Genomic DNA, 20,759 nt, shown 5'->3' on the forward strand with positions numbered 1-20,759 from the left:
GTATGAGGTACGAGGAGCACGGGAGAGCATGAGCGAACACACGATCACCGTCGGACTGGCCGACGACCAGCAGCTGGTGCGCGCGGGGTTCGGCATGGTGCTGGACTCGCAGCCGGACATCAGTGTGCTCTGGCAGGCGGTCGACGGGGCCGAGGCGGTCCGTCTCGCCACGCGGCAGCCGGTGGACATGATCCTCATGGACGTGCAGATGCCCGAGCTCGACGGCATCGCCGCGACGAAGCAGATCGTGGACGCCGGGGTCGCGGGCCCCTCCGGTGAGCCGACCAGGGTGGTGGTGCTGACCACCTTCGACAACGACGAGTACGTGATGGGCTCGATCACCGCCGGCGCCAGCGGCTTCCTGCTGAAGGACGCCGACCCGGAGGAGCTCATCGACGCCGTGCGCACGGTGGGGGAGGCGGAGGCGGTGATCTCGCCGAAGGCGACGGCGCGGCTGTTGCGCCAGGTCAGGGGAGGGGCGGCCCCCGAAACGAACCCCGAGACCGCCCCGTTGGACGTCGCCGCGGCCGCCGCGGCCCTGGACCTTCCGGACCCGCTGACCCCGCGTGAACTCGAGATCCTCGTGCTGGTGGCCCGCGGCTACTCCAACCCGGAGATCGCCCGGCGGCTGTTCGTCTCCCTGCCCACGGTGAAGACGCACGTGGGGCGGATCCTGGCGAAGACGGACTCGCGCGACCGGGTCCACGCCGTGCTCTTCGCCTTCAGCAACGGGCTGGTAGACCCGGTGCGCGTGCTGGAGGACTGAGCCGGAGGACTGAGCTGGAGGACCGGCACGGGGGCGGATCTCATACCGTGGCACGATGCGAACGACGGTCGCAGGAGGCAGACTGTCAGCCATGATCACAGTAGAAGGTTTGACGAAGAGGTACGGACGGCAGGACGCCGTGAAGGACCTGACGTTCACTGTCCCGGACGCCGCGGTCACCGGTTTCCTGGGGCCCAACGGGTCGGGGAAGTCGACGTCGATGCGCTGCATGCTGGGGCTGGACAGTCCCACCGCAGGTCAGGCACTGTTCGACGGGGAACCGTTCGCGAAGGTCGCCGACAAGCCGTCGGTGGCCGGCGCGCTGCTGGAGGCGTCCTGGTTCACCCCCGCGCGCAGCGGACGCTCGCACCTGCGCGTCCTGGCCCGCGGTGCGGGCATCCCCGACTCCCGGGTGGAGGCCTGCCTGGAGCTGGTGGGCCTGTCCGCGGTGGGCGGCAAGAAGGTCGGCGGCTACTCGCTCGGCATGAAGCAGCGCCTCGGCCTGGCCGGCGCACTGCTCGGTGACCCGGCACACCTGATCCTGGACGAGCCGGTCAACGGCCTCGACCCGGAGGGCGTGAGCTGGATGCGCCACACCATCCGCGCGCTGGCCGCGGAGGGACGCTCGGTGCTGGTGTCCTCGCACCTGCTCTCGGAGATGCAGCTCACCGCCGACCGGCTGGTGGTCATCGGCCGCGGCGAGCTGATCGGCGAGTACTCCATGGAGGAGTTCCTCGCCGGCGGCAGCCGCGTGTCGGTCGAGACCGTGGACGCGCGCTCCGCGACGGTCCTGGCGGAGGCGCTGCGCAGCGCTGGTTTCGAGGCCGGGGCGGGAACGGGCGCGCAGGACGTCGTCCTGACCGTCGCCGTCCCCGACGGTGCGAAGGACGCGACGGTACGTCGCGCCGTCGCGGAGACCGCACTCACCAACGGCATCCCGGTCACCGCACTGGGTGTGGAGCACGACAACCTGGAGGCCCGCTTCCTCGAGGCGACGTCCGGGGCCCAGGAATACCGGACCGGAAGGAACTAGACAGACATGCCAACACCAACCTCATTGCTCAACGCCCTGCGCTCGGAGACCACCAAGGTCCTGAGCATGCGCTCGTCGGTGGTCTACACGATCCTGATGGTCGGCTCGCTGTCCGCCCCGGTCGCCCTGTTCATGATCTTCGCCGACGCCCCCGACCAGGTCGTGGACTGGGCGTTGCTCTCCGCCGGCGCGATGATCTTCCAGATCGTGGCGATCATCTTCGCCGCCGCGACCACCGCCGGCGACATCCGCAACAACATGCACGCCCAGGCGTTCCTCACCCAGTCCGACCGCTCCCTCTGGATCCTGGCGAAGGTGGTCGTCACGATGGTGTTCACCGCCGTGACCTACCTGGTGGGTACGGCGCTGGCCCTGGTGGCGGGGCTCGTGTTCGGCGGGACCGCGGAGCTCGGCACCGGCGTCGCGCAGTTCGGTGCGAGCCTGCTGGGCAGCGTCGTCTTCGCCGCCGTGTCCGTGGGTCTGGCCGCGGTGATCCGCAGCCAGGTCGGTGCGGTCGCGCTGCCGATCGTCTGGCTGATGGTCATCGAGGGCATGATCGCCATGGGCACGGCATACTACGAGTGGCTGCGTCCGGTCGCCGCCCTGGCCCCGGGACTGCGTCAGGGACAGCTGGCCTACGGCGCCGACCCCTACGATCTGGGGGTGAGCACCGTCGGCTGCTACGTGATCCTCGTGGGCTGGGTCGTTGTCATGACCGGTCTCGGACTGTGGCGCAACGCGCGCACCGACGTCCGGTAGCGTGTGCCCCATGGAGATCAGCATCGGGGACACCGGCCGCACACTGACCCTTCCGGAGCACTGGCAGGGACTGGACACCGTGCCGGAGGACGCGCCGGGCACGGTGGCCTTCGGGTACCGCACGGCGTCGAGCTTCGCCGCGGTGACCCTCGCCCCGCTCGACGGGCAGATGATGCCGGTCGACCGCGACGACGTGATCTCGGGGATCCGCCCGGCGCTGGAGGAGGCGGACGCCGAACTCGTCGACGTCGACGCCGGGGAGACCCCGTCCGGTGACCTGCTGGTCTACACCATCGTGCGCACCCCGGAGCCGGCGGAGGGCGAAGGCGCCGGGGAGGGCGACCAACTGAACCTCACCCTGCACTTCGCCCTGGAGACCGGCGAGTACATGGCCCCCTACATGGTCCAGGGGTTCCTCCTGGGCGACCAGGACGAGGCGCTCGACCAGGCACGCGACCTGGTCACCCGCGTCATCACCGCGGAGTGACGGTGCCGCGCTCGGTTTCGGCGAGGTGACGCAGCCGCTCGGCGGCGTCGTCGGTGGAGGCCACCACGGAGCCGCCGACGAACAGGGGGAGCAGGGTGTCGACCAGGCCGTCTGTGTCCGCCCACGCGCCGGTGACCGCCCGGGTGCCGGCCTCGAAGCGCTGCGCGGCGCGCTCACGAAGCTGCGCCCCGGTCACCTCCGAACCGTCCGAGGCGTGCAGCAGCACGGTCTCTGCGCCGTCTCGACCGCCGGTCTCCGGACCGGCGTAGCGGTCGCCCTGCACCCGCAGCTCCGGGGAGAGGTCCGTGACCCCGAAGTCGACGTCCCCGCCGGCCTCGGCAACGCCGCGTCCGAAGGGGTCGGTGGAGAGCTGGAGGATCTCGGCGTCTGTGTCGGGATGCGCATCCGGGTCCGTGGTCACCACCGCGGCCGCCGATGCCGCGGCGGGCGCGTCCGGTGAGCACACCGCGACCCCGGCCCGCCAGCAGCCGACGACGATGGCGGCGGGCATCCAGTCCGCCGGTGCGTCCACCACGACCACGTCACCGGGGCCCAGCCCCAGCTCACCAGCCATGAGGTTGCCGCCCTTGGCGGCCCAGTTGGCCAGGGTGGCGGCGGAGAGTTCCATGCGCCCGGCGTCCGTGTAGGTCGTCAGGCGGGGGGAGGCGGGGTCGGTCGCGAGGAAGGGGGACAGCAGATCCATGGCGACCACACTAGCGGTAGCGTCCGGTCACCCGACGACCTTGTCCGGGTCGCCGAGCGCCGGGCCCAGGATCACCAGCACCACGAAGACCAGCACCGCCAGCCCCACGGCCGCGGTGAGTACGGTCTGCCACCTCTTCGACCACACCGGACGCGAGGCGAACCAGCAGGCGATCCAGGCGCCGAGGGCGGCACCGGCGGTGTTGCAGATCAGGTCGGTCACGTCCGAGCGTCCCAGGGAGAACACGTACTGCGAGACCTCGATGCCCAGGCTGAACAGGGCGGCGATGCCCACCGTCCACCTCCACCGGCAGGACAGGACCATCAGCATCATGCCCAGCGGCACGAACAGGGCGAGGTTGCCGAGGATGTCGAAGACCCAGCCGAAGGTGGTCGAGGAGTCCTCGATGATGCCGAAGGGCACGAGACGCAGCTGGCGGACCCGCTGGTTCTCCGGCTTCCACAGCAGCCCGATGGTGTAGAAGGACTTCAGCGTGGTGAGCGCCAGGATGACCCCGGCGTACCCGACCAGGGTCACCGAGACCCACGTCCGCCAGGGCGTGCGCACGGCAGGTTCCACTTTGGCGGGGGAGGGTACGGCGGTGGTGTCCATGCGAAGAGACATTACCGGGCCGTAGCGTGTGGGTATGAGTCAGCAGGAAGCGTCGCCGAGAAACTACGAGGTCCCGGGCAGTCTGCAGGGTGAGGTGTTCACCGTCGGGGAGGTCCGCGCCGCGGAGCGTCCGCTCCTGGAGGCGCAGGACGGGCCGGACGCGCTGATGCGCTCGGCGGCGTCGGCCGTGGCGCAGGCCGCGCGGGTGATGCTCGCCCGCGACAACCGGCTCAGCGCCGACGACCGGGTCCTGGTCGCCGCCGGTGGCGGCGGCAACGGCGGCGACGCCCTGTACGCCGCCGCGGAGCTGGCGGCCGAGGGATGGTCGGTGGACGCCGTCCTGTTCGGACGCGACGGGCGGGTGCACCGACCCGCGTTGGACGCCTTTCTCGCCGCCGGCGGCACCGTGGTCGAGGTGGACAGTGTGTGGCGCCGTCCCTCGCACCACCGGCTGGTCGTCGACGGGGTGCTCGGCATCGGCGGGGACGGCGGTCTGTCGCAGGGGCCGGCGGTGCTGTTCGCCTACGCCACGGCCTGGTTCGTGCCCGTTCTCGCCGTGGACGTGCCCTCCGGGATCGCCGCGGACACCGGCGCCACCCCGGCGATGGTCGACGTGGAGGACCCGCCGGACCCCCGTGCCGAGGAGTGGAACATGCCGGGACTGACGGTGCTGACGCGGACCCGGGTGCCGGCGCACGTCATCGCCGACGTGACCGTCACCTTCGGTGGGCTGCGCCGGGCGCACGCGGTGAGCGCCTACTGCGGGCAGGTGCTGCTCGCCGACGCGGGCCTGGATCCGGAGCGGACGATCTCCGCGGGGTTGTCCGGGACCGTGCGGGACAGGGCCAGACTGTCGGTGACCACCGTGCGCGCGGTGACCCCGGGGTGCGAACGCCCCATGGACGAGGAGTACGACGTCTCCGGAACCCTGCTGCTTAACGGGATCGGACGCGCCCATGCCGACGGTGCGCACGAGCCCGGCCCCGACGACGACAAGTACTCCGGCGGGGTGGTCGGAGTGTGCGCCGGCTCGGCGGTGTACCCGGGGGCGGGCGTGCTCACCACGACGGCGGCGGTACGCACGACCAGCTCGATGGTGCGTTACGTGGGGCTGGGCGGGGGAGAAGCAGCGCAGACAGCCGCAGCGGAGGTCGTCCGGGCCTGCCCCGAGGTCGTGTGGTCGCCGGGCGTGGCGCGCACCGGCCGCGTGCAGGCCTGGGTGGCGGGACCAGGAAGGGGCACCGGGGAGGACGCCGCCGGTGAGCTAGCCGAACTGCTCGGCCGCCCGGAACCGTTGGTGCTCGACGCCGACGCGATCACCCTGCTCGCCGGACGTGGGGACCTGCGCACCGCGCTGCAGGGGCGGGCCCTGCGCGACGAGGCCCCGGCGGCCACGCTGCTGACCCCGCACGCCGGAGAGTTCCGCCGGCTGGCCGAGGTGTTCCCCGAGGTCCCCGACCCCGACGAGGACCGCATCGGCGCGGTCGTGGCGCTGTCGGATGCGCTGAACTGCGCGGTGCTGCTCAAGGGCCGGCGCACGCTGGTCACGGACGGCAGGGCGGTGTCCTGCATCGACGCCGGATCGTCCTGGGGGGCGACCCCGGGTTCCGGGGACGTGCTCTCCGGGATCCTCGGGGCCCTGGCCGCGGAGAGAGAGGCGATGTTCGGTGACGAAGCGAAGGCAGCGCAGGGACGTCCCTCGTTGCCGGACGACGGTGACGGGCGTCGTCCCCGGTGGAAGGCTGCTTTCCCGGCACCCCAGGCGGTGGTGCTGCATGCCGTGGCCGCCGAGTTGTCGGCCCGGACCCCGGCGGGGCACGCCCCGACGTCGGCGAGCCGTATCGCCGAGGCGATCCCCCACGCCGTGGCGTCCTGCGCCCCGACCGTGCGGACGCGGCGCTACTGACGCCGGCGGCGGATCAGTTGATGCACATCGGGCCGTCGCCGCCGGCGTCGATCGCGCCACGGTCGCTGGTGGCGTCCGACTGCTCCGGGGTGCCGGTGTTGCCGACGGTCCCGGAGTCACCGGAATCGCTGCCCTCGGCGCTCTCGTTCTCGCCGAGCACGTCGCCACCGGTGGCGTCCTCGCCGGGCGTGCCCACGTTGTCGGAGCTGCCCGAGCCGCCCGAGGAGCCGGACTCGCCCACGGCGGGCAGCGGCTCGTCGACACCGGTCTCGGAGGTGCCGGGGCCGTCGTAGGTGCCGGCCAGGGTCACCCTGATCTCACCGGGCTCCAGGCTGGAGTCCTCGACCACGGTCAGCCCGCCGAGCTGGTCGGCCAGGCCCCGTGCCGCAGGGTCGTTCTCGTCGGCGACGTTGACCTGGCTCTCGGAGATGCCGGTCTCGTCGGCATTGCCGACCTCGCCCATGCCGTAGCCGGCGCCGGAGACCAGGTCGCCCACGCGGGCGGCGAGCCCGCTGACACCGCTGGCGTTGTAGACCGAGACGGTGGACTCGGAGGGCTCGTAGTCCTCGATGTCGCTGGCGGAGTCCTCGGAGTCGGAGTCGTCGGAATCCTCGGAGTCGCTGTCGGAGTCGTCACCGAGCAGGTCGTCGAAGAAGCTGTGGACCTGGTTCTTGTCGATGGTCACCACCGACTGCCCGTCGTCGCTGGTGCCGTCGATGCTGGTCACCGGGATGGTCTGGAAGGTCACGTTGCCGCCGGTCAGGTTCTGCATCTGGGTGGCGAGGCCCATCACGTCCCACCCCTCGTCCAGGACCACGGAGTCCTCGATGGCCTTACGCAGCTTGCTCAGGGCGGACGGGTTGGTCAGCGTGGAGGTGCTCAGCACCTTGTTGGCCAGGCTCGCCATGTAGACCTGCTGGCGGGTGATGCGGTCCAGGTCGCCGCGGGGGAGGTCGTGGCGCTGGCGGACGAAACTCAGGGCGTCCGGCCCGCTCAGCGTCTGTTCGCCGGCGGGGAACTTCGCGCCGGAGAGCGGCTCGTCGACGGCGTTGTTGAGGCAGACGTCGACCCCGCCGACGGCGTTGGTGAGGCTCACGAAGCCCATCAGACCGACCTCGGCGTAGTGGTCGACGGTGATCCCGGTGACGTCCGCGACCGTGCTGATGAGTGCCTCGCGGCCGGCCTGCGAGGACTCGTTCTCGATCTCCTGCTCGTCGGGGGTCTCGCCGGAGTTGACAGCCTTCTCCTGGAGCTCCTCCTCCTTGTAGAACTTCGTCTGACCGTAGATCGCGTTGATCTTCTGGTTGCCCAGTTCGGAGCCGCCGTCGACGTAGGTGTCGCGGGGGAGGGACACGGCCGTCGCCGAGGAACCGTCGTTGGGCACGCGGATCAGGATGATCGTGTCTGTACTGGTCGTTTCTTCCTCACCTGCGCGGAGCGTGTCGATCTGCTCCTGGGTCAGGGGCTCGCCGCGGGCGTTGGTGCGCGAGTCGATGCCGACCAGCAGGATGTCTGTGGCACCGTCGGCCTGGTCGCCGAGGTCAAGGCCGCCGGCCTGGCTGATGTCGGAGTTGAGGTTGCCGAACAAGGCGTGGGCGAAGCCTCCGCCGACGAGCATGATCGCCGACAGCAGGGCGAGAACCACCTTGACCGGTGTCGAACCGAGCTGGCGGTGCCCGGCCACGGCCGTGCCGGTGGCGGCACCGGCGACGGTGCGCGAGGAGCGTCCTGCATTGGTGCCCTCGGTCTGCCTGCCGTTGGAGGGCCGGCTGTGACGGGCCCGCCGCGGCTGGCCGTCCGGCCCGGTCTGGCTGGACTGTCCGGTCTGACGGGGCCTCTCGGCCCGTGGGGCCACCTCGTCGCGGCGGTGGTGCCGACCGCCGTGACGGGGGGCGTCTCCACGGTCGTTGCGCGGAGACCTGTCAGCGTCGCTCATTCCAGACCTTTCGGCGGGGTTCGTCGATATGTACACAAGATAGGGGGGACTCTACTAGTTACCACGGTGGTTGCCCGGATCACGTCGCGAACACGCGCCCGCGCGAGCGGCCGGTCAGGGGCCGGCCAGCGTAGAGTCGGTGCCCGATCGTAGTACCGGGTCACGCCGCAGGCACATCGGTGTCCGCGCCCGGCACGCAGGAGGTTCACGCACAGTGACGGTATGGGTGACCGGTGCACAGGGCCAGGTCGGACGGTGTCTCGTGGCGCTCGGGGGCGTGGGTCTGTCCCGCGCGGACCTGGACCTCTCGACCGCGGGGACCGAGGCCTTCCGCGGGACGGCCGGGGCCCTGCTGGCCGGTGGCGCGCCCCACGGGGACGCGCCGCACGTGATCATCAACACGGCCGCCTGGACGGACGTGGACGGCGCGGAGGACGACGCGAACCGCGCCACCGTGGAGGCGGTCAACGCCGTCGCCCCCGGCGAACTCGCCCGGGTGGCGCGCGACGCCGGGGTCGGGTTCATCCACGTCTCCACCGACTACGTCTTCTCCGGCACCGCGCCCGAGGGAGGACGAGGCTGGCGTCCGGACGACCCGGTGTGGCCGGCCAACGAGTACGGCCGGACGAAACGAGAGGGCGAGCTGGCGGTGCTCGAGGCCGGCGGCACCGTGGTGCGCACCTCGTGGGTCTGGTCGGGACCCGAGGCCCCCGGACGAGACTTCGTCTCGGTGATGGCCACCCTGGCCGACAACGGCGTGGACCCGAAGGTCGTCGACGACCAGGTGGGACGTCCGACGTTCGCCGCGGACCTGGCCGCGGAGCTGTGGGCCCTGGCAGGGGAGCAGGTAGGCGCCGGCCCCGCGCCCGAGATCCTCAACCTCACGAACTCCGGCGAGCCGGTGTCCTGGTGCGGGCTGGCCCGCGAGGTCTTCCGCTGCACCGGCCACGACCCCGCGAGGGTGAGCCCGTGCACCACCCAGGAGTGGCCCACGCCGGCGGCGCGTCCCCCGTGGTCCGTCCTGGACCTGGAGGCATGGTCCACGCGCACCGGGCGCACGCCACCGGACTGGCGCGATGCGTTGCGACGGGGTCTCGGGGCCGGTTATCGACTAGGGTGAACTCCCGTGAAACCGATCGCCGTCATCACCGTCACCTACTCGCCGGGGGAGTACCTCACCCGATTCCTGGACTCCGTGCCCGCCGCGTCCGGACAGGGCGCGGTCGTGGTCATGGCCGACAACGGCTCGACCGACGGGGCCCCTGAGGCGGCGACCGCCCGCGAGGGCGTGGAGCTGCTGCGTACCGGCGGCAACATCGGCTACGGCGCCGGGATGAACGCCGGGGTGGAGGCGTTGCGGGCGCGCCGGGAGGCCGGTGAGATCGACGGGGAGTTCCTGGTGATCTCCAACCCGGACGTGGTCTTCGACGAGGGTGCGATCGACCGCATGGTCGAGGCCGCCCGCCGGCACCCGCGTGCCGGGGCGGTGGGCCCGTTGATCCGTGAGGTCGACGGCACGGTGTACCCCTCGGCACGCTCGGTGCCGACCCTGGGCGCGGGCATCGGCCACGCGCTGCTGGCACCGGTGTGGAAGGGCAACCCGTTCACCCGCCGCTACCTGGCGGACGCGGTGATGAACCGGGAGCGTACGTCCGGCTGGCTGTCGGGGTCGTGCCAGCTGCTGCGGTGGGAGGCCTTCGACGCCGTGGGCGGCTTCGACGAGCGTTACTTCATGTACATGGAGGACGTGGACCTGGGCGACCGCCTGACCCGGGCGGGCTGGGAGAACGTGTTCACCCCGTCCGCGGAGATCACCCATGCCAAGGGGCACTCGGCGGGCAAGCACCCGGAGATCACCCTGCCGGCGCACCACGACAGCGCCTACCGCTTCCAGGCGGACCGGTTGTCGGCGTGGTGGCAGGCGCCGGTGCGCGCGGCGCTGTGGGCGGGGTTGAGGCTCAGGGGGGCCGTGGCGGTCGCACTGGCGAAGCGGGCGCGCCGTTGACGGCGGAACTGCGTTCGATCGGATAACCTCCCAAGGGTGAACAGTGACGAACGAGACAATCCCTCACCCTCGACCCCTGACACGACCCCTGAGACCGCTGCGGACGTCAACTCCGACCTCGCCGCCAACACCGACGCGGTCATCCTCGTCGGCGGCAAGGGAACGCGTCTGCGGCCCCTGACCAACTCCATCCCGAAGCCGATGCTGCCGGTGGCGGGCTACCCGTTCCTGCAGCACCTGCTCGGCCGGATCCGTGAGGCGGGCATGACCCACGTCGTGCTCGGCACCTCCTTCAAGGCCGAGGTCTTCGAGGAGCACTTCGGTGACGGCTCCGAGATGGGCCTGGAGATCGAGTACGTTGTCGAGGACTCTCCCCTCGGCACCGGCGGCGGCATCCGTAACGTGCTGTCGAAGCTGCGGCACGACCGGGCCATGATCTTCAACGGCGACATCCTGGGCGGCACGGACCTCAACGCGGTCCTGCGCACCCACGTGGACAATGACGCGGACGTGAGCCTGCACCTGCTGCGGGTCGCCGACCCGCGCGCCTTCGGCTGCGTCCCCACCGCGGAGGACGGCCGGGTGGAGGCGTTCCTGGAGAAGGCGGAGGATCCGCCCACGGACCAGATCAACGCCGGCTGCTACGTCTTCCAGCGCGACGTCATCGAGTCCATCCCGGAGGGCCGTGTGGTCTCCGTGGAGCGTGACGTCTTCCCCGACCTGCTGGTGAAGGGGCGTCGCCTCTACGGTCACGTGGACCAGGCGTACTGGCGTGACCTCGGGACGCCGGACGATTTCGTGCGCGGGTCCTCGGACCTGGTGCGCGGGATCGCCCCGTCACCGCTGCTGGCGGGACGCAACGGCGAGGCGCTCGTCGACGAGTCCGCCGCCGTCGCCGGCGGGGCGCTGCTCCTCGGCGGCACGGTCATCGGCCGCGGTGCGGAGATCGGCGCGGGTGCCCGCGTGGACACCTCGGTGGTCTTCGACGGTGTGGAGATCGAGGCGGGCGCGACGGTGGAGCGCTGCGTGGTCGCCGCCGGCGCCCGGATCGGCGCCCGTGCCCACCTGCGCGACACCGTGGTCGGCGAGGGCGCCGTCGTCGGTGCGCGCTGTGAACTTCAGGGCGGTGCCCGGGTGTGGCCCGGGGTCGTGCTGCCGGACGGTGGCCTGCGTTACTCCAGCGACGTCTGACCCCCGTACGGGGCAGGCTCGGGCTGAACGAAAATATTTCGATATCTTGTGTCTCAGGGGCCGGATTCCGGCCCCTGACGTCTATATGTAGTGGTTAACCTCGCCTGATTCTCCCCATGTCGTGTCTGTCAGGACGCTGTGAATGCGCTCCGGGGCCCGCATACCGTTACGCGTGTGACTCATGTGACGGATGGGATCTACCGGCGTCAGCGAAAGGTTGACGCTATGGAATTACCCGTGTGTAATCTTTCCTGTAGGAAGAGGCCGGTGGAAGACCGGCACGGCGGATTTCAGTGAGGAGACAACGGTGGACAACCCGGCGGACGCCTTTCGTGGTCCCTTCTCAGAGGGGTCCGCAGCCGTGGACGGCGACGAGGTCCGTTCCAGCCGCGCAGGCGGTACTGGGGCGTCAGGGGAACTCCCCGACCTGCTCCGCGGCGGAATCGACGACTTCACGCCCAGCGCGTTCTCGGATCTGACGGAGGACTTCGACCTCCTCTTCGACGCGGTGGAGCAGGACTGGCAGGAGCAGGCTCTCTGCGCCCAGACCGACCCCGAGGCGTTCTTCCCCGAGAAGGGCGGCTCCACCCGCGAGGCCAAGCGCATCTGCCGGGCCTGCGGCGTGCGCGACGAGTGCCTCGAGTACGCACTCGAGCACGACGAGCGTTTCGGTATCTGGGGTGGGCTGTCCGAGCGCGAACGCCGCCGTCTCAAGAAGCGGCTCGGCTGAGTCCGACCCTGCCGCTCATTCCCAGCTGAACCCGGGGTCGATGACCTCGGGTTCGACGTTGAGGTAGGTCGAGACCAGGCGGGCGATCACGAACCGCAGCCAGTCCTCGGTCTCCAGCCGGTCGGCCGAGCGCTGCTCGATGGGCCGCCGGAAGATGATCAGTCGGGGACGGGTGGGGGACCCGGTCTCGTCCACGCCGGCGGGGACCAGCCGGCCCAGGGGCACCTGACCGTCGGCGGCGACCTCGTCCGACCAGTGGGCGGTGGCGGACTCCAGGCGCATGCGGGGCACCAGGTCGATCGCAACGTCCAGCCCGTTCAGCCGGTCACCGAACTGCTCGAGCACCGGCGCGTAGGCGTCCAGCACCGCGGTGTCGAAGAGCTCCGCGCGGGTGGCGTAGCGCGGCAGCCGCGGCATCAGCACGCCCCGCAGGCCGTGCCCGCGGGTGTCCCTGGCCAGGGCCCGGGGCGCGGAACGGTCCGGGGAGGGGGACCGGGGTGTGGAGGGACGCGTCATGTCCACGATCCTAGACCTGACCGCGGCGCGTCCCCGGGTCCGACAGGCGGGGTCGGCTCGTCCGGCGCGACGGTGGTCTCCGGGACTAGGATGGTCTCCGTGACTGACTACCGACAGTGTTCCAGGCCCGGCTGCGGGTCCCGTGCGATCGCCACCCTGCGCTACAACTATGCCGCCCGCACGGCGACCGTCAACCCCCTGGAGCCCGGGGACGATCCGCACAGCTGGGATCTGTGCGACCGTCATCTCTCCAGACTGACCGTCCCCGAAGGGTGGGGGCTGCAGCGCACGGAGGATCTGTTCCCGGAGGAACCTGTGCAGGCGGCCTCGTACGCCGGCGGTGTCCCCGACATCGCCGACGACATCACCGACGAGGACTTCACCGACGAGGAGATGCAGGCCCTCGCCGCGGCACTCGAGTCCGGGAGCGACAACGGCTACCCGGTCGAGAGCGCCATCGACAAGCTCACGTCGGCACAGCGGCACCCGGTGTCCCGGGTCGTGCGCCGCACCGACATCCCGCAACCGTCCGGCCATCACCCCTCACGGCGGAACCTGCCGGGACGAGCCCCCCAGCGTCATCTGCGCGCAGTGCGCTACGACGGCGAATGATCCGAGAAGAACACCAGGAGAGTTGACATGACACAGCGAGACCGGGAGGCCATCGCCTCCGTCATCAAGGCGTACGACGTGCGTGGCGTCGTGGGCGACGGTATCGACGCAGACCTCGTGCGCGACACGGGGGCCGCTTTCGGCCTGCTCATGCGGGGGGAGGGTGCCGCGACGGTCGTCATCGGCCACGACATGCGCGACAGCTCACCAGAGCTCTCCGAGGCCTTCGCCGAGGGGGTCCGGGGCCAGGGGCTCGACACCGTCTCCCTCGGACTGACCTCCACCGACGAGTTGTACTACGCCTCCGGCAGCATGGACTGCCCCGGGGCGATGTTCACCGCCTCCCACAACCCCGCGCGCTACAACGGCATCAAGCTGTGCCGTTCCGGCGCACGCCCAGTCGGCCAGAAGACCGGCCTCGGTGAGATCACCGACATGCTCGTCGCCGGCGTCCCGTCCTACGACGGCGCGGCGGGCGCCGGGACGACGAAGGACGTGCTGGCCGACTACGCCGCCTTCCTCCACGACCTCGTGCCGCTGGACATCCGCCCGCTCACCGTGGCGGTGGACGCCGGCAACGGCATGGGCGGGCTCACCGTCCCCGCCGTCCTCGGCGAGGACTCCGGGGTGCCGGTGACCGTCAAGGACCTCTACTTCGAGCTCGACGGCAACTTCCCGAACCACGAGGCCAACCCGCTGGCCCCGGAGAACATCGTGGACCTGCAGAAGTTCACCGTGGAGCAGGGCGCGGACCTGGGTGTGGCCTTCGACGGCGACGCCGACCGCTGCTTCATCGTCGACGAGCGGGGCGACGCGGTCTCCCCGTCGGCGATCTGCGGCATCATCGCCGAGCGTTACCTCGCCGACCACCCCGGTGCCACGATCATCCACAACCTCATCACCTCGAAGGCGGTGCCGGAGATCGTCCGCGAGCACGGCGGCACCCCGGTGCGCACCCGGGTGGGGCACTCCTTCATCAAGGCGCAGATGGCGGAGGAGAACGCCGTCTTCGGCGGCGAGCACTCCGCCCACTACTACTTCTCCGAGTTCTTCAACGCCGACTCCGGCATGCTGGCCGCGCTCCACGTGCTGGCCACTCTGGGCGGCCAGGACCGTCCGCTCTCCGAGCTGAAGAAGGCCTACGGCCGCTACGAGGCGTCCGGCGAGATCAACTCCGAGGTCGCCGACCAGGACGGGCGCACCGCCGCCGTCGTGGAGGCCTTCGCCGACGAGACGTCCTCCACCGACGACCTCGACGGCGTCACCGTGGAGCTGGCCGACGGGTCCTGGTTCAACATCCGTGCCTCGAACACCGAACCGCTGCTGCGGCTCAACGTCGAGGCGGCCACCACCGGCCGTGTCCAGGAGATCGTGGACAAGGCACTGGCGGTGATCCGTGCCTGAGACGTCCCCGAAGCAGGTCCTCGACGGCACGTCCACGTCCGGCGTCGCCCTGATGGAGGGCAGCCTGCGTAACTACGCCTGGGGTTCGAGGACCGCGCTCGCCGAGCTCACGGGACGGCCGTCCCCGAGCCCGCACCCGGAGGCGGAGCTCTGGTACGGCGCCCACCCCGAGGCGCCCAGCGCGCTCCCGGGTGCGCGTCCGGGGGAGAGCGCCGACCTGCTGCAGCGCATCTCCGCAGACCCCGACTCTGAGCTGGGGGACAGCGCGACGGGCGGACGCCTGCCGTTCCTGCTCAAGTTGCTCGCAGCCGACCAGGCGCTGAGCCTGCAGGCGCACCCCACGCTGGACCAGGCACGGGAAGGCTACGCCCGGGAGAACGAGGCTGGCCTGCCGCTCGGTTCGCCGAGCCGCAACTACAAGGACGACAACCACAAGCCCGAGCTGCTCGTCGGCCTGACCCGCTTCGAGGCGCTCGCCGGTTTCCGTCCGGTGGAGCGCACCCGCGCGCTGCTGGCCGCCCTGGGCGTGCCCGAGCTGGACCGCTACACCGACCTGCTCAGCGGCGTCGCTGGCGACGCGGAGGGGCTGCGCGCCCTGGTGACCACGTGGATCTCGTTGCCGCCGCAGCGGCGGCTGGAGCTGATCGACGCGGTGCTCGACGCCTGCCGTCGACTCATCGCCGCCGTCGACGAGGGGACGGCCGAGGCGTGGATGGCGGGCCCGGCGCAGGCCGCCCTGGACCTGTCGGAGCAGCACCCGGGCGACGCGGGCATCCTCGTGTCGTTGCTGCTCAACCATGTGGTCCTGGAACCGGGGCAGGCGTTGTTCCTGGCAGCCGGCAACCTGCACGCCTACCTGAAGGGCACCGGCGTGGAGGTCATGGCGAACTCCAACAACGTGCTTCGCGGTGGGCTGACCACCAAGCACGTGGACGTGCCGGAGCTGATGAAGGTCGTGGACTTCTCCGCGACCCCGGACCCGGTGCAGCGCCCCCGGGAGGACGGGACGTTCATCGTGCCGGTGCCGGAGTTCCGCCTGCGGGCGGTGGACGGTTCCACGGTGGACGTTCAGGGGCCGTCGATCGTCCTGGCCACCGAGGGCTCGGTGGAGGTCGGTGGCGCCGACGGGCGGGGAGTGGTGCTCGCTGCTGGTCAGGCGGCGTGGGTGCCGGCCTCGTCGTCGGATGTCACGGCGCGGCCGGTGGCCTCCGGTGACTCCGGCCAGTTCTTCGTGGCTTCGGTCGGCTGACACCGCAGACATACGCAGCGCGGCCCGGTCCTCGAAGGGCCGGGCCGCGCTGTTTTCTCGGCGTTTGTCTTAGGGGGTGGGGCCGGTGGTGTCGGTGACCGAGTCGGACTGGTCGGTGTCGCCACCGGTGGTGTCCCCGGTCTCCTCGTCGTCGTTGTCGTCGCCGGCGCCCTCGTTCGTGGGGGAGACGGAGCTCTCCCCGGAGTTGTCTGGCGCGGTCGTCCCCGAAGGCTCAGACGGCTCTGACGGCTCTGACGGTGCGGGAGTTTCAGTGGACTCCGAGGGCTCGCCGGTGTCGGTGGACTCGGAGGGCTCGCCGGTGGTGGACCCGTCGGTCTCCCCGGGGATGTCCGGCAGGTTGCTGAGCGACGGCAGGAGGTCGGTCAGCGAGGGCAGCTGCGAGACACCGCCGTCGTCCGTGGGCGTCTCCTCACCTGCGTTGTCGCCGGTGTCCCCGGAGTCGTCCAGGTCGTCAGTTCCCCCGGCGTCTCCGGAGTTGCCGCTGTCGCCGGAGTCGTCGGTACCGCCGTCGTCCGGGGTGGCGCGGGGCGTCACGAACTCGTCGCCGCTCCAGGCGTTCGGCGGTGCGTACCGGTCCGCGGTCAGCGGGGTGGCGAGGTCGGCGCGTGAGTCACCGGCGGGGTCGTCCTCGCCGCGCCCGTAGTCCGGCAGGTCGGTCTCCGACGTGCCGGAGTTCCCCGTGGTCGGGGCGGAGGGGGAGGTGGACGACGACAGGTTGTCGCCGGCGGCGGCCTCCTCGACGGCGGCGCGGTCGTCGTCGTGACCCGGGGACACGTTCTGCCAGGTGACGACGGCGAGGATCGCGGCGGCGGCCAGGCCGGCGACGACGAAGGATCCCAGGATGCGGTTGGCGCGCGAGGCCCGCGCGGCTTCGTCACGCAGCAGAGACTCGTGGTGTTCGGTGGTCCCGCCGTCGGTGGCCGAGGCTTCCTCGTCCTGTCGTTCGGGTTCGAGCTCGTAGTCCACGGTGTCCCTCCTTCCGTCCGGGGTCGTCGTCCGTGGCGTGATGGCGTGGCACTGGAATGTCACGGTTAGATCACAATCTGCCGTAACCCTATCATCCGTATCTAACGCCATGAAAGACCCGAACGTTACCTAACTTCACGGGAACCTGTGTTTGTCGTGGGGTTTTGATGGGCGTCTCCGCGAGAATCGCCGGTCGTTCGCCGCTTTTCCTGGATCGTGACGTCGAGACGAAATCGTGATTTTTCGGCCGAGCGCCCGTGAAATCGGACCCACGGGCACCGCCCGCGCCGACCGCGCGGGGAGGCGGGTGGTCCGTCTGTCGCGACCGGACGCCGCCGACTACGCTCGGTGGCAGGACACGACCACGAGAGGGAAATGAGACATGAGCACCTGGGACGAGACCGTCTTCGCCGACGACACGAACACCGAGTTCCTCGCTGACTGCGACGACCTGGAGGGGGAGGCGCTTGCCGAGGGTCTGAGGGACGCCTGTGCCCTCGCGCTGGACACGGACGCCGGCGGAGCCGCCGGCCGGGGGGTGGACCCCGACTACATCAACGGACTGTGCGCGGCGACCGTGGCCGCCATCTGGTCGGGGGCGCCGTTTACCTCGGCCACCGTCGCCGACGAGCACCCTTTCATCCGTGAGGGCATCGGGCAGTGCCCGGACGACCTCCAGGAGGTCGCCCTCGAGGTGCTGGACCGCGAACTGGAGTCCGCGGGCGATGAGGCGCCGGACGGTCTGGAGACCGTCGTCGAAGCACTCAGCTGACACCGGGCCGGCGACCGGGCCAGCAGACCCCTCCGTGCGCCGGGCACGGCCTGCGGGGGATAGGGTTGACCGGAGGTAGCCCGGCAACTTCCACCATCCAGTACACCCCAGTACATTCCTGACGTTTCGAGGAGCAATCACCCCATGGCAGACTTCGTCGCACCGACCGTCGACACCCACGACGGCACCGGCGCCAACGGCACCCCGCTCCAGTTCAAGGTCCGGGACCTCTCCCTCGCGGAGGCGGGTCGTCACCAGATCCGCCTCGCCGAGTACGAGATGCCCGGCCTGATGGAGCTGCGTCGCGAGTACGGCGAGGAGCAGCCCCTGGCGGGCGCCCGCATCGCCGGCTCGATCCACATGACGGTGCAGACCGCCGTGCTCATCGAGACTCTCACCGCCCTCGGCGCCGAGGTCCGGTGGGCGTCTTGCAACATCTTCTCCACGCAGGACGAGGCGGCCGCCGCCGTGGTCGTCGGCGCCGGCACCCCGGAGGACCCGCAGGGCGTCCCGGTGTTCGCGTGGAAGGGTGAGACCCTCGACGAGTACTGGTGGTGCCTGGAGCAGATCTTCTCCTGGGGCGACGTGCGCCCCAACATGATCCTCGACGACGGTGGCGACGCCACCATGGCCGTCATCACCGGCAGCGAGTTCGAGGGCAACGGCATCGTGCCGGAGCCCACCGACGAGGACTCCGACGAGTACCAGGCCTTCCTGGGCATGCTCGCCCGCGTCTTCGGCGAGGACGACTCCCGCTGGAGCGAGGCCGCGAAGTCCGTCAAGGGCGTCACCGAGGAGACCACCACCGGTGTGCACCGTCTCTACCACTTCGCCGAGCAGGGCACCCTGCCGTTCCCGGCGATGAACGTCAACGACGCGGTCACCAAGTCCAAGTTCGACAACCGCTACGGCACCCGCCACAGCCTGCTGGACGGCATCAACCGTGCCACCGACATGCTCGTCGGCGGCAAGGCCGTGCTCGTCTGCGGCTACGGTGACGTGGGCAAGGGCGTCGCCGAGGCGTTCAAGGGCCAGGGTGCCCGGGTGAAGGTCACCGAGGCCGACCCGATCAACGCCCTGCAGGCACTGATGGACGGCTTCCCGGTGGTCACCGTGGACGACGCGATCGGCGAGGCCGACATCGTCATCACCTCCACCGGCAACCTGGGCATCATCACCTTCGAGCAGATGCGCAAGATGAAGAACCACGCCCTGCTCGGCAACATCGGCCACTTCGACAACGAGATCGACATGGCCTCGCTGCTGCACCGTACGGACGTCAGCCGCACCACCATCAAGCCCCAGGTGGACGAGTTCACCTTCCCGCGTACCGACGCCGCCGACGCAGAGGTCGTCAGCATCGTGGTGCTCTCCGAGGGACGCCTGCTCAACCTGGGCAACGCCACCGGCCACCCGAGCTTCGTGATGTCGAACTCCTTCGCCGACCAGACCATCGCCCAGATCGAGCTGTTCGTCGACGGCGACCGCTACGACAACGAGGTCTACCGTCTGCCGAAGATCCTGGACGAGAAGGTCGCCCGCATCCACGTCGAGGCCCTCGGCGGTCAGCTCACGAAGCTGACCAAGGAGCAGGCCGAGTACATCGGCGTGGACGTCGAGGGTCCGTTCAAGCCCGAGCACTACCGCTACTAGAGGGGACCGCCACCGTGATCATCGCGTTCGAGGGCATCGACGGCGCAGGTAAGAACACCTGCGTCACCGCCCTGGAGGCTGAGCTGCTCTCCCGGGAGATCCCGGTGGCGAAGCTGGCCTTCCCCCGCTACGAGCAGTCCGTCCACGCGCAGCTGGCGTCCGCCGCCCTGCACGGCGGCATGGGTGACCTCGTCGACTCCGTCCACGGCATGGCGACGCTGTTCGCCCTCGACCGGGCGGAGGTCGCCGGGGAGCTCGCGGACTTCGACGACGAGGGCTATGTGGTGCTGCTGGACCGTTACGTGGCGTCCAACGCTGCCTACTCCGCCGCCCGCCTGGGGGTGGTGGAGGCCGACGTCGTGGACAGTGAGGTCGTGGCCTGGGTCGACGAGCTGGAGTTCGACGGGCTGGGTGCGCCGGTGCCGGACGTGCAGATCCTGGTCGACGTGCCCGACGAGGTGGCCTCCGGGCGTGTCGCCGGGCGTGCCGAGCAGGACGCCGACCGTGCCGCCGACGCCTATGAACGCGACGGTGACCTGCAGTCGCGCACGCTGGCGGCCTACCGCGCGCTGGCGGCGGCGCAGTGGCGCTCGCCCTGGTGGACGCTGGACAACTCCGGCGACCCCGCGGACCTGCAGCAGGCCGTCAGTGACCTGGTGGACGGTCTCGTCGAGGACCCCTCCACCGACGGCTAGGAGCGCGTTGAGGGGGGAGGACCTGCTACCAACCAGGATGGTTTGTGACAGACTGATCCCCATGGCAGAGAAAGTTCTCGTCGTCGACGACGACCCCGCAATCTCGGAGATGCTGACCATCGTCCTGCAGGGCGAGGGTTTCGACACGGTCGTCGTCGGGGACGGGCCGCAGGCCGTGGAGGCCGCGGAGAACGAGCACCCCGACCTCATCCTGCTCGACCTCATGCTCCCGGGCATGAGCGGCATCGACGTGTGCCGCGCGGTGCGGGAGTTCTCGGCGGTGCCGATCGTGATGCTCACCGCGAAGACCGACACGGTGGACGTCGTCCTGGGCCTGGAGACCGGCGCGGACGACTACGTCCCCAAGCCGTTCAAGCCCAAGGAGCTGGTCGCCCGGGTGCGCGCGCGGTTGCGCCGCACCCCGGAGGAGGTCCCGGAGTCGGTGAAGGTCGCCGACCTCACCATCGACTTCGGCGGCCACCAGGTGACCCGTCGCGGTAAGCCGATCTCGTTGACCCCGATCGAGTTCGAGCTGCTGACCACCCTGGCCTCCCGGCCGCGCCAGGTCTTCGCCCGCGAGGAGCTGCTGGAGCGGGTGTGGGGCTACCGCAAGTCCAACGACACCCGCCTGGTCAACGTGCACATCCAGCGGTTGCGCTCGAAGGTGGAGAAGGACCCGGACAACCCGACGATCATCCAGACCGTCCGCGGGGTCGGTTACAAGACCGGGGAGTAGGACACCG

At 70.5% G+C, this 20,759-nt stretch carries 21 protein-coding genes; 16 read left to right on the forward strand and 5 right to left on the reverse strand.

Annotated elements, in window-relative coordinates:
- Nucleotides 1-28: 28 nt before the first annotated feature.
- The 4 genes from ACT3S3_RS00845 to ACT3S3_RS00860 all read left to right on the forward strand — a co-directional run bounded on the left by ACT3S3_RS00845 (nucleotide 29) and on the right by ACT3S3_RS00860 (nucleotide 3,045).
- Entirely contained in the window at nucleotides 29-766 is a 738-nt protein-coding gene (locus ACT3S3_RS00845) for a response regulator (protein ID WP_301442591.1), read from the forward strand.
- 91 nt (nucleotides 767-857) lie between these two features.
- The gene (locus tag ACT3S3_RS00850) at nucleotides 858-1,799 is read left to right on the forward strand and encodes an ABC transporter ATP-binding protein (RefSeq protein ID WP_301442590.1); all 942 of its coding nucleotides are present in this window, start codon (nucleotides 858-860) and stop codon (nucleotides 1,797-1,799) included.
- Nucleotides 1,800-1,805: 6 nt separating this feature from the next.
- Nucleotides 1,806-2,558 carry an ABC transporter permease gene (locus ACT3S3_RS00855; RefSeq protein ID WP_444614737.1) on the forward strand — a complete coding sequence of 251 codons (753 nt, stop codon included), beginning with the start codon at nucleotides 1,806-1,808 and terminating at the stop codon, nucleotides 2,556-2,558.
- Between the two features lie 10 nt (nucleotides 2,559-2,568).
- On the forward strand, nucleotides 2,569-3,045 hold the full coding sequence (locus ACT3S3_RS00860) for a hypothetical protein (protein ID WP_301442588.1): 477 nt from the start codon (nucleotides 2,569-2,571) through the stop codon (nucleotides 3,043-3,045).
- On the opposite strand, the gene ACT3S3_RS00865 is transcribed toward ACT3S3_RS00860, so the two are convergent.
- Together ACT3S3_RS00865 and ACT3S3_RS00870 are read right to left on the reverse strand one after the other, a co-directional pair.
- Nucleotides 3,032-3,748 (reverse strand): TIGR03089 family protein, encoded by a 717-nt coding sequence (locus tag ACT3S3_RS00865; RefSeq protein ID WP_441578772.1) that lies wholly within the window; start codon nucleotides 3,746-3,748, stop codon nucleotides 3,032-3,034. The genes ACT3S3_RS00860 and ACT3S3_RS00865 overlap by 14 nt on opposite strands.
- Nucleotides 3,749-3,775: 27 nt before the next feature.
- Nucleotides 3,776-4,360 (reverse strand): VanZ family protein, encoded by a 585-nt coding sequence (locus ACT3S3_RS00870; RefSeq protein ID WP_301444286.1) that lies wholly within the window; start codon nucleotides 4,358-4,360, stop codon nucleotides 3,776-3,778.
- A gap of 34 nt (nucleotides 4,361-4,394) precedes the next feature.
- On the opposite strand from ACT3S3_RS00870, the gene ACT3S3_RS00875 reads away from it, so the two are divergent.
- Nucleotides 4,395-6,266, forward strand: coding sequence for a bifunctional ADP-dependent NAD(P)H-hydrate dehydratase/NAD(P)H-hydrate epimerase (locus tag ACT3S3_RS00875; protein ID WP_444614735.1), 1,872 nt, complete (start codon nucleotides 4,395-4,397; stop codon nucleotides 6,264-6,266).
- Between the two features lie 13 nt (nucleotides 6,267-6,279).
- Here the strand turns inward: ACT3S3_RS00875 and ACT3S3_RS00880 are convergent, their stop codons facing one another.
- The gene (locus tag ACT3S3_RS00880) at nucleotides 6,280-8,202 is read right to left on the reverse strand and encodes an LCP family protein (RefSeq protein WP_444614734.1); all 1,923 of its coding nucleotides are present in this window, start codon (nucleotides 8,200-8,202) and stop codon (nucleotides 6,280-6,282) included.
- Between the two features lie 226 nt (nucleotides 8,203-8,428).
- Here ACT3S3_RS00880 and ACT3S3_RS00885 point away from each other — a divergent pair, with 226 nt between their 5' ends.
- The 4 genes from ACT3S3_RS00885 to ACT3S3_RS00900 all read left to right on the forward strand — a co-directional run bounded on the left by ACT3S3_RS00885 (nucleotide 8,429) and on the right by ACT3S3_RS00900 (nucleotide 12,128).
- Nucleotides 8,429-9,322: an SDR family oxidoreductase gene (locus ACT3S3_RS00885; protein ID WP_444626009.1), complete on the forward strand. Its 894-nt coding sequence runs from the start codon at nucleotides 8,429-8,431 to the stop codon at nucleotides 9,320-9,322.
- A gap of 6 nt (nucleotides 9,323-9,328) precedes the next feature.
- Entirely contained in the window at nucleotides 9,329-10,207 is an 879-nt protein-coding gene (locus ACT3S3_RS00890; protein ID WP_301443793.1) for a glycosyltransferase family 2 protein, read from the forward strand.
- Between the two features lie 141 nt (nucleotides 10,208-10,348).
- Nucleotides 10,349-11,398 carry an NDP-sugar synthase gene (locus ACT3S3_RS00895; protein WP_301443797.1) on the forward strand — a complete coding sequence of 350 codons (1,050 nt, stop codon included), beginning with the start codon at nucleotides 10,349-10,351 and terminating at the stop codon, nucleotides 11,396-11,398.
- A gap of 427 nt (nucleotides 11,399-11,825) precedes the next feature.
- Nucleotides 11,826-12,128, forward strand: coding sequence for a WhiB family transcriptional regulator (locus tag ACT3S3_RS00900; RefSeq protein WP_301443796.1), 303 nt, complete (start codon nucleotides 11,826-11,828; stop codon nucleotides 12,126-12,128).
- 15 nt (nucleotides 12,129-12,143) lie between these two features.
- Here the strand turns inward: ACT3S3_RS00900 and ACT3S3_RS00905 are convergent, their stop codons facing one another.
- Nucleotides 12,144-12,644, reverse strand: a complete 501-nt coding sequence (locus ACT3S3_RS00905) for a metallopeptidase family protein (protein ID WP_441578767.1) — start codon at nucleotides 12,642-12,644, stop codon at nucleotides 12,144-12,146.
- A gap of 90 nt (nucleotides 12,645-12,734) precedes the next feature.
- Between ACT3S3_RS00905 and ACT3S3_RS00910 the strand changes: the two genes are divergently transcribed.
- Genes ACT3S3_RS00910 through manA form a run of 3 tightly spaced genes read left to right on the forward strand, consistent with a single transcriptional unit; the run spans nucleotide 12,735 to nucleotide 15,909 of the window.
- Nucleotides 12,735-13,256, forward strand: a complete 522-nt coding sequence (locus tag ACT3S3_RS00910) for a DUF3499 family protein (protein WP_441578766.1) — start codon at nucleotides 12,735-12,737, stop codon at nucleotides 13,254-13,256.
- A gap of 27 nt (nucleotides 13,257-13,283) precedes the next feature.
- On the forward strand, nucleotides 13,284-14,660 hold the full coding sequence (locus tag ACT3S3_RS00915) for a phosphomannomutase/phosphoglucomutase (protein WP_441578765.1): 1,377 nt from the start codon (nucleotides 13,284-13,286) through the stop codon (nucleotides 14,658-14,660).
- Between the two features lie 52 nt (nucleotides 14,661-14,712).
- On the forward strand, nucleotides 14,713-15,909 hold the full coding sequence (manA, locus tag ACT3S3_RS00920; RefSeq protein WP_441578787.1) for a mannose-6-phosphate isomerase, class I: 1,197 nt from the start codon (nucleotides 14,713-14,715) through the stop codon (nucleotides 15,907-15,909).
- A gap of 69 nt (nucleotides 15,910-15,978) precedes the next feature.
- On the opposite strand, the gene ACT3S3_RS00925 is transcribed toward manA, so the two are convergent.
- Nucleotides 15,979-16,896, reverse strand: a complete 918-nt coding sequence (locus tag ACT3S3_RS00925) for a hypothetical protein (RefSeq protein ID WP_441578764.1) — start codon at nucleotides 16,894-16,896, stop codon at nucleotides 15,979-15,981.
- Nucleotides 16,897-17,278: 382 nt separating this feature from the next.
- Between ACT3S3_RS00925 and ACT3S3_RS00930 the strand changes: the two genes are divergently transcribed.
- The 4 genes from ACT3S3_RS00930 (at nucleotide 17,279) to mtrA (ending at nucleotide 20,752) form a co-directional block, all read left to right on the forward strand.
- Nucleotides 17,279-17,668, forward strand: a complete 390-nt coding sequence (locus ACT3S3_RS00930; RefSeq protein WP_301444231.1) for a DUF4259 domain-containing protein — start codon at nucleotides 17,279-17,281, stop codon at nucleotides 17,666-17,668.
- A 144-nt stretch (nucleotides 17,669-17,812) separates the two neighbouring features.
- Nucleotides 17,813-19,321, forward strand: coding sequence for an adenosylhomocysteinase (gene ahcY, locus ACT3S3_RS00935; protein WP_441578763.1), 1,509 nt, complete (start codon nucleotides 17,813-17,815; stop codon nucleotides 19,319-19,321).
- Nucleotides 19,322-19,335: 14 nt separating this feature from the next.
- Nucleotides 19,336-20,016, forward strand: coding sequence for a dTMP kinase (locus ACT3S3_RS00940; protein WP_441578762.1), 681 nt, complete (start codon nucleotides 19,336-19,338; stop codon nucleotides 20,014-20,016).
- A 61-nt stretch (nucleotides 20,017-20,077) separates the two neighbouring features.
- A complete protein-coding gene (mtrA, locus tag ACT3S3_RS00945) occupies nucleotides 20,078-20,752 on the forward strand; it encodes an MtrAB system response regulator MtrA (RefSeq protein WP_301443621.1) in 675 nt (224 codons plus the stop codon).
- Nucleotides 20,753-20,759: the final 7 nt, after the last annotated feature.

It is taken from the genome of Corynebacterium sp. AOP40-4SA-5 (assembly GCF_052377355.1).
Taxonomy (GTDB): domain Bacteria; phylum Actinomycetota; class Actinomycetes; order Mycobacteriales; family Mycobacteriaceae; genus Corynebacterium.